Origin of the sequence: Enterobacter sp. BIGb0383 (genome assembly GCF_003751845.1) — a bacterium.
GTDB lineage: Bacteria > Pseudomonadota > Gammaproteobacteria > Enterobacterales > Enterobacteriaceae > BIGb0383.
In genome coordinates, this window is the sequence record NZ_RJKQ01000007.1 from 110,719 (window position 1) to 118,897 (window position 8,179).

The 8,179-nt window shown below is 54.5% G+C and carries 7 protein-coding genes and 1 riboswitch; of the genes, 5 read left to right on the forward strand and 2 right to left on the reverse strand.

Features of this window, described 5'->3' with window-relative positions:
- Positions 1–204 precede the first annotated feature (204 nt).
- The gene (oxyR, locus tag EDF81_RS22810) at positions 205–1,122 is read left to right on the forward strand and encodes a DNA-binding transcriptional regulator OxyR (RefSeq protein ID WP_123350461.1); all 918 of its coding nucleotides are present in this window, start codon (positions 205–207) and stop codon (positions 1,120–1,122) included.
- Here oxyR and sthA read toward each other — a convergent pair.
- The gene (gene sthA / locus EDF81_RS22815; protein WP_123350462.1) at positions 1,105–2,505 is read right to left on the reverse strand and encodes a Si-specific NAD(P)(+) transhydrogenase; all 1,401 of its coding nucleotides are present in this window, start codon (positions 2,503–2,505) and stop codon (positions 1,105–1,107) included. The two genes, oxyR and sthA, sit on opposite strands and share 18 nt — an antisense overlap.
- Positions 2,506–2,702: 197 nt before the next feature.
- On the opposite strand from sthA, the gene fabR reads away from it, so the two are divergent.
- Complete coding sequence (fabR, locus tag EDF81_RS22820) at positions 2,703–3,338, forward strand: HTH-type transcriptional repressor FabR (protein ID WP_123350463.1); 636 nt, start codon at positions 2,703–2,705, stop codon at positions 3,336–3,338.
- A 15-nt stretch (positions 3,339–3,353) separates the two neighbouring features.
- The gene (locus EDF81_RS22825) at positions 3,354–3,707 is read left to right on the forward strand and encodes a YijD family membrane protein (RefSeq protein ID WP_123350464.1); all 354 of its coding nucleotides are present in this window, start codon (positions 3,354–3,356) and stop codon (positions 3,705–3,707) included.
- A 31-nt stretch (positions 3,708–3,738) separates the two neighbouring features.
- On the opposite strand, the gene trmA is transcribed toward EDF81_RS22825, so the two are convergent.
- The gene (gene trmA, locus EDF81_RS22830; protein ID WP_123350465.1) at positions 3,739–4,839 is read right to left on the reverse strand and encodes a tRNA (uridine(54)-C5)-methyltransferase TrmA; all 1,101 of its coding nucleotides are present in this window, start codon (positions 4,837–4,839) and stop codon (positions 3,739–3,741) included.
- Between the two features lie 115 nt (positions 4,840–4,954).
- A riboswitch (cobalamin riboswitch) is annotated at positions 4,955–5,137 on the forward strand.
- Positions 5,138–5,202: 65 nt separating this feature from the next.
- Between trmA and btuB the strand changes: the two genes are divergently transcribed.
- Positions 5,203–7,077 (forward strand): TonB-dependent vitamin B12 receptor BtuB, encoded by a 1,875-nt coding sequence (gene btuB / locus EDF81_RS22835; RefSeq protein ID WP_123350466.1) that lies wholly within the window; start codon positions 5,203–5,205, stop codon positions 7,075–7,077.
- Positions 7,022–7,903, forward strand: coding sequence for a glutamate racemase (murI, locus tag EDF81_RS22840; protein ID WP_123350467.1), 882 nt, complete (start codon positions 7,022–7,024; stop codon positions 7,901–7,903). Before btuB ends, murI begins: the two co-directional genes overlap by 56 nt.
- Positions 7,904–8,179 lie beyond the last annotated feature (276 nt).

Here is an 8,179-nt window from a genome sequence, read left to right on the forward strand (position 1 = left end):
AAAAAGCGGACACGGGGTCCGCAAAACGTTCACGTTGGCTTTAGTTGTTCGAGAGAAACTCTCCAGACGAGGCGTTAGCTTTCAGGGTTAAATGAGGGCCGCCTCGTCTTGATACGTATTATTAAGCAGAAAGCTTGATAGGGATAATCGTTCGTTGCTATGCTATCTATCGCCACGAACTATCGTGGTGACGGAGGATGAATAATGAATATTCGTGATCTTGAATACCTGGTCGCGTTAGCCGAGCATCGCCATTTTCGTCGTGCGGCGGACTCGTGTCACGTCAGCCAGCCGACGCTCAGTGGGCAAATTCGCAAACTGGAAGATGAGCTTGGCGTAATGCTGCTGGAACGCACCAGCCGCAAAGTGCTGTTCACTCAGGCAGGTTTACTGCTGGTGGATCAGGCACGTACGGTACTGCGTGAGGTCAAAGTGCTCAAGGAAATGGCGAGCCAGCAAGGAGAGACCATGTCCGGTCCATTGCATATCGGCCTAATCCCGACAGTCGGACCCTACTTACTACCCCATATTATCCCGATGCTGCACCAGGCGTTTCCGAAGCTGGAAATGTACCTGCATGAAGCCCAGACGCATCAGCTGCTTGCGCAGCTTGATAGCGGCAAACTGGACTGTGCCATTCTGGCGCTGGTCAAAGAGAGCGAGTCCTTTATCGAAGTCCCTCTCTTTGACGAGCCAATGCTGCTGGCGATCTATGAGGATCACCCGTGGGCAAACCGGGATCGTGTACCGCTCTCCGATCTGGCGGGCGAGAAACTGCTGATGCTGGAAGATGGCCACTGCCTGCGCGATCAGGCGATGGGCTTCTGCTTTGAAGCCGGTGCGGATGAAGACACCCACTTCCGGGCGACCAGTCTGGAAACGCTGCGTAATATGGTGGCGGCGGGCAGCGGCATCACGCTGTTGCCGGCACTGGCGGTACCGAAGGAGCGCAAGCGCGATGGGGTGGTCTATCTGCCGTGCATCAAGCCTGAGCCGCGTCGTACCGTTGGGCTGGTTTATCGTCCGGGATCGCCCCTGCGCAGCCGCTATGAGCAGCTGGCAGAGTCGGTACGCGGGATGATGAGCACCCACTTCGACAGCGGGTTAAAACAGGCGGTTTAAGCCGTTCAGCGCGGCCACCCGATAGGCTTCCGCCATGGTCGGGTAATTAAAGGTGGTGTTAACAAAGTATTCGATGGTGTTACCACCACCTTTCTGCTCCATAATCGCCTGGCCGATATGAATAATTTCGGCGGCGCGTTCACCAAAGCAGTGGATCCCCAGAATCTCTTTGGTCTCCCGGTGGAACAGGATCTTCAGCGTCCCCACGTTCATTCCGACGATTTGCGCCCGCGCCAGGTGTTTAAACTGTGCACGTCCCACTTCATAAGGCACTTTCATCGACGTCAGTTCCTGCTCGGTTTTCCCGACGGAGCTGATCTCCGGAATGGTGTAGATACCGGTCGGAATATCCTCCACCAGATGGGCCGTCGCTTCGCCGGTCATCATCGCCTGGGCAGAAATACGCCCCTGGTCGTAGGCGGCTGAGGCCAGGCTCGGATAGCCAATGACGTCACCCACCGCATAGACATGCGGCAGCGCAGTCTGATACATGCTGTTGACCTTCAGCAGGCCGCGACCATCCGCCTTCAGACCAATGTTTTCCAGCGCCAGGCTATCGGTGTTGCCGGTACGGCCGTTGGCGTAGAGCAGGCAGTCCGCCTTGACCTTCTTGCCGGAACGCAGGTGCATAATCACCCCGTCATCGGTGCCTTCGATACGCTCATACTCTTCGTTATGGCGAATAACGACGCCGCTGTTCCAGAAGTGGTAAGAGAGCGAATCGGACATCTCCTGATCGAGAAACGCCAGCAGGCGGTCGCGGGTGTTAATCAGATCCACCTTGACGTTCATCCCGCGGAAAATCGAGGCGTATTCGCAGCCGATCACCCCGGCGCCATAAATAATGACGTGGCGCGGTTCGTGGTGCAGGCTGAGGATTGAGTCGCTGTCGTAGAGGCGCGGATGTGAAAAATCGACGTCGGCCGGATGATAGGGGCGTGAGCCGCAAGCAATCACAAACTTTTCTGCCGTCAGAGTTTCTACCGAGCCGTCAGGACAGGTCAGCGCCAGCGTGTGTTCATCCACGAAACGGGCATCGCCCTGTAAAATTTCGCAGTGGTTACGCTCATAAAAACCCTGCCGCATATGCGTTTGCTGGGTAATCACGTTATCAGCATGATTAAGGATATCGGCAAAGGAGGAGCGCAGAAGTCGGGAGTGGTCGCTGTAGAGTGGGTTTTGATTAAATTCGATAATGCGGCTGACGGCGTGGCGGAGGGCTTTTGACGGGATGGTTCCCCAGTGGGTACAGCCGCCGCCGACGCTGCTGTATCGCTCGACCACTGCGACCCGCGCGCCTTGCTTAACCAGCCCCATGGCCGCGCCTTCGCCGCCCGGGCCTGAGCCTATAACTATTGCATCGTAATCGTAAGAATGTGGCATGGCATGGATTACCTGTTCTTATACATAAAAGCAACAGAATAGTAACATCATCGTCGGGATAACCCAATTATCACTGTGCTTTTTTGTTGTGAGACCGCGGGAATATCTCGTAAACAATCATTCACAATCCAGCATGAACGGATTAATTTTATTCTCTGGTATAGTGCCTGCTGGGCTTTTGGAAGGATTCAAATATTGTGATGGGCGTAAGAGCGCAACAGAAAGAAAAAACCCGGCGTTCGCTGGTGGAAGCGGCATTCAGCCAGTTAAGCGCGGAGCGGAGTTTTGCCAGTCTGAGTCTGCGTGAGGTTGCGCGTGAAGCAGGGATTGCACCGACATCGTTTTATCGCCATTTCCGCGATGTGGATGAACTGGGCCTGACCATGGTCGATGAAAGCGGCCTGATGCTGCGTCAGTTGATGCGCCAGGCGCGCCAGCGTATCGCCAAAGGCGGCAGTGTGATCCGCACATCCGTCTCCACTTTTATGGAGTTTATCGGCAATAACCCCAACGCATTTCGTTTGCTGCTGCGTGAGCGTTCCGGCACCTCGTCGGCGTTTCGTGCCGCCGTCGCCCGCGAAATCCAGCACTTTATCGCGGAACTTGCCGACTACCTTGAACTCGAAAACCATATGTCTCGCGCCTTTACTGAAGCCCAGGCGGAAGCAATGGTTACGATTGTGTTTAGCGCCGGTGCGGAAGCGCTGGACGTTGGCATTGAACAGCGGCGCCAGCTCGAAGAGCGCCTGGTGTTACAGCTGCGGATGATCGCCAAAGGCGCATACTACTGGTATCGCCGCGAACAGGAAAAGAGTCCGCAATCCGTCGAATAATCTGAAGGGGATACAATGAAACAGAGTGTTCAGGACAAAGGTACGCTACTGCTGGCGCTGATTGCCGGCCTTTCCATCAACGGCACCTTTGCCGCGGTGTTTAGTTCAATTGTACCGTTTTCTCTCTTCCCGATGATCTCGCTGGTGCTGACGGTCTACTGTCTGCATCAGCGCTACCAGAATCGCACCATGCCCGTCGGGCTGCCGGGTCTGGCCGCCGCCTGTTTTATTCTCGGGGTGTTGCTGTACAGCACGGTGGTGCGCGCAGAATATCCGGATATCGGCTCTAACTTCCTGCCTGCGGTGCTGTCCGTGGCGCTGGTCTTCTGGATTGGCTTCCGCATCCGTAATCGGCGGGTCACAGAGTAATGTCCGGGCGGTGAACCGCCCGGGTATCATCTTACTTACGCGTCAGGAGCACGCCGCACTCCATATGGTGCGTGTAGGGGAACTGATCGAACAGGGCCAGGCGCGTAACGTTATGGGTCTGGCTCAAGGTTTGCAGGTTCTGGCACAGGGTTTCCGGGTTGCAGGAAATGTACAGAATGTGCGGATACGCCTGCACCATCTTCTCGGTTTCGCTATCCAGCCCGCTGCGCGGCGGGTCGACGAAAATCGTTTCGCACTGATAGCTTTTTAGATCGATCCCCTGCAGGCGGTTAAATTCCCGCACGCCGTTCATCGCCTGGGTAAACTCTTCCGCTGCCATTCGAATGATTTGCACATTATCGATATGGTTGGCCGCGATATTGTACTGAGCAGAGGCGACGGACGGTTTGGCGATTTCCGTGGCCAGCACCCGGTTAAAGTTACGCGCCAGCGCGAGGGAGAAGTTGCCGTTACCGCAGTACAGTTCCAGCAGATCGCCGCTGGCGTCTTTGGTGCTCTCCAGCGCCCACTCCAGCATCTGAATATTGATCGCCGCATTCGGCTGGGTAAAGCTGTTCTCGACCTGGCGATAAATCATCTCTTTGCCCGCCACCGGCAGACGCTCGTCAACAAAGTCCTGACCGAGAACGATTTTGGTTTTGGAAGCGCGACCAATGATATGCACATTGATGTTCTGCGCCCGCAACGCGTCGCGCAGGGCGGTGGCCTCCCGGGTCCATTCGTCGTCCAGCGCTTTGTGATAGATCATCGACACCACGGCCTGGTTGCTCATCGTGGTGAGGTAATCGATCTGGAACAGTTTGTGGCGCAGGATGGGGGTATTGCGGACGCCGTCGAGTATCGCCGTCATTAACTGGTTAATCAGCTCGCTGGCCGCCGGGAAGGTATCAACCCGAACCGGTTTTTTGCTCTGCTGGTCGAAGATGATGTGATACATATCATCGCCATCGTGCCAGATGCGGAACTCAGCGCGCATACGATAGTGGCTGACCGGTGAGCGGAACACCTCCGGTACCTGCGCGGTAAACGGCGCCATCATACTTTGCAAACGTACGACTTTTTCGGCCAGCTGCGCGTCGTACTGCTCTGTCGGAAGGTGTTCTGGGGTCATGATGCATCCTGAATAATAAAAGTACGCGGGGATTGTAGGGATTGCCCGGTGGATGTCCAGCCTTAGATCTGAGCACAATCCTTAATTAGCAGTCTGGACATCTATACGTAAGTAATTGTAGCATCCGGGTTCCGGTCTTATGAGTTTACAGGGAATCCAGTGCAAATCTGGAGCTGACGCGCAGCGGTAAGGAAAGGTGGGATGAGTGCATTGTGCAGACACTGCTGATTAAAGTGGGAAGTCATCATCCATAAAACGCCTCCGAGCCCGAATACCTGCCGGATTACGTCGCATTTGGTTCTTCATCATCGCGTGCTATCGATGAAACCTGCGGCATCCTCCATTTTATTGGATGCTTTAACAATGATTAAAAAAACCTCGCTGCTGACGGTTCTCTCCGTCACGGCATTTTCCGGCTGGGCGCAGGACAGCAGCCCGGATACCCTGGTGGTGACAGCAAATCGTTTTCAACAACCTGTGAATACGGTGCTGGCGCCAACGGATATTGTCACTAAGGATGATATCAATCGCTGGCAGTCCAGAACGGTGCTGGATGTGATGCGTCGGCTGCCGGGCGTAGATGTTGTACAGTATGGCGGTATGGGTCAGTCATCTTCCGTATTTGTCCGTGGCACTCAGGCTAAGCATGTACTGGTACTGGTCGATGGCATTCCGATGGCGCGTTCCGGTATTTCTAACGATCCTGACTTTAACCAGATTCCGGTATCGATCATTGAGCGTCTGGAATTTATTCGTGGCCCTCGCTCGGCGGTGTATGGCTCCGGAGCGATCGGCGGGGTTATCAATATTATTACCCGCAGCGACGAAGAGAAGTCACAGCTTAATGCCGGCGTCGGTTCGAAGGGCTATCAGGAATACGATGGGACTTTCCGTCATCGCTTTGGTAATACGGTTGCCACTCTGGCAGGTTCTTATCAAACGACTGACGGTTTCAATGTGCAGCCGCGTTCAACCTGGGGCCCGGACAGCGATAAAGATGGCCATCGTGGAAAAACCTTCTGGGGAAGCGTCGATCATAAATTCGATGACAATTTCAGCGGGTTCCTGCGCATCTACAGCTATACCAACAACACTGACTATGACCAGGGGTCGTTTGGCAGCGCCAACGGCGGTGATGAGCATCAGCTTTATAATCAGAACTGGGATACCGGGCTGACATTCAACAAGGGTATCTACTCATCCCAGCTGCTGGCCAACTATCAGAAAGTGAAGGACTACAACTACAACGGCTTGCTGGGGCGTCATAACGATGGAACCACTCTGGACAATCTGGAGCAGCGTTACCTTCAGTGGGGGAACAATGTTGCGGTAGGTCAGGGAGCCTTCAGCGCCGGTATCGACTGGAAACAGGAACGCCTGTTTACCGCGGGTAAAAATTACTACGGTGACTATAAAGAAGACCGTTATACCCGGGATAATACGGGTCTGTTCATCTCAGGACAGCAACAGTTTGGCTCTGTGACCGTCGAAGCCTCAGGCCGTGAAGATAAGATCGAGGAATATGGCTGGCAGGGAACATGGCAGACAACGGCTGGCTGGGAGTTTGTTGAGAACTACCGCGTCACCCTCTCTTATGGCACGGGCTTCCTTGCGCCTTCTCTGGGCCAGCAGCATGGTGCAGGGCGGTTTGTTATCGCGCCTAATCCGGATCTGAAACCGGAAGAGAGCCGTCAGTGGGAAGCCGGGCTGGAAGGGTTAACGGGTCCTCTGGACTGGCGTTTATCTACCTATCGCTACAAAATTCGTAACCTCATTACCTATTTCTCCGATCCGGTGACCTTCCAGGATAGCTACGACAATATTGCGTCTGCGACCGTGAAAGGGCTCGAATGGACAGGTTCCTTCGACACGGGTCCGTTGAACCATCGTGTGACCTATCAGTACACCGATGCGCGTGATGATGAAAAGGATATCGCTCTGCTGCGCCGTGCGAAGCAGCAGGTGAAGTACGATCTTACCGGCCATATTGATCAGCTGGAATGGAACGTCACCTATCAGTATCTTGGTAAGCGTTACGATACAAACAGCGTATCGCCCTATAATCGACTCTATTTAGGTGGGTTGAGTACATGGGATGTTTCTGCGTCATATCCAGTGACCTCCCAGCTGACAGTTCGTGGTAAAATAGCCAACCTGTTCGATAAAGAATACGAGACAGTTTATGGCTACCAAACTGCAGGACGGGAATACACCTTGTCTGGCAGCTACACCTTCTGAAGCACGTCCCACCGTCCTGGTGTTTGATTCCGGTGTCGGTGGGCTTTCAGTCTATGACGAGATCCGGCAGTTGCTGCCGGACCTGCATTATATTTACGCCTTCGACAACGTCGCTTTTCCGTACGGAGAGAAAAGCGAGGCTTTCATTGTCGAGCGTGTCCTTGAGATCGTAACGGCCGTACAGCAGCGCTACCCGCTGGCGCTGGCGGTCATCGCCTGTAACACCGCCAGTACCGTTTCCCTTCCCGCGCTGCGAGATAACTTTCCCTTCCCGGTTGTTGGCGTCGTTCCTGCAATTAAACCGGCTGCCCGCTTAACCGCCAACGGCATTGTTGGCCTGCTGGCAACGCGGGGTACGGTTAAGCGTCCTTATACCCACGAGCTGATTCAGCGCTTTGCCAACGAGTGTCGTATTGAGATGCTGGGATCGGCAGAGCTGGTGGAGCTGGCCGAGGCGAAGCTCCACGGCGAGGCGGTACCGCTCGATGAACTGCGCCGGATCCTGCGACCGTGGCTGCGTATGCAGGAGCCGCCGGATACCGTAGTGCTGGGCTGCACCCACTTCCCTCTATTACAGGAAGAGCTATTGCAGGTACTGCCGGAAGGTACCCGGCTGGTGGATTCTGGCGCTGCGATTGCGCGTCGAACGGCCTGGCTGCTTGAACATGAAGCGCCGGATGCGAAATCTTCCGACGGTAATATCGCTTTTTGCATGGAACTGACGGCGCAGGCTGCTCAATTAGTGCCCGTTTTATCGCGTTATGGCTTCGGAATGCTCGAAAAACTGGCAGTTTTACCGTCTTCCGAACAAAAAAGAGACGGTTGAAAACTTTTTTGCAAAGAGGGGTTGTCAACGTCCGAGAACTCCCTATAATGCGCCTCCACTGACACGGAACAACGGCGTAAACACCGGCCTGTCAGTTGAAGGTAATCGAAAATAAACGGTTGACTTCACAGCGGGAAAGCGTAATATGCACACCCCGCGCCGCAGCAAAAAATGCGAAGCGGCACTGCTCTTTAACAATTTATCAGACAATCTGTGTGGGCACTCGAAGATACGGATTCTTAACGTCGCAAGACGAAAAATGAATACCAAGTCTCA

Coding starts and splice junctions, on each gene's coding strand:
- oxyR (WP_123350461.1), top strand. CDS start 205: ATGAATATTCGTGATCTTGAATACCTGGTCGCGTTAGCCGAGCATCGC.
- sthA (WP_123350462.1), bottom strand. CDS start 2,505: ATGCCACATTCTTACGATTACGATGCAATAGTTATAGGCTCAGGCCCG.
- EDF81_RS22825 (WP_123350464.1), top strand. CDS start 3,354: ATGAAACAGAGTGTTCAGGACAAAGGTACGCTACTGCTGGCGCTGATT.
- trmA (WP_123350465.1), bottom strand. CDS start 4,839: ATGACCCCAGAACACCTTCCGACAGAGCAGTACGACGCGCAGCTGGCC.
- btuB (WP_123350466.1), top strand. CDS start 5,203: ATGATTAAAAAAACCTCGCTGCTGACGGTTCTCTCCGTCACGGCATTT.
- murI (WP_123350467.1), top strand. CDS start 7,022: ATGGCTACCAAACTGCAGGACGGGAATACACCTTGTCTGGCAGCTACA.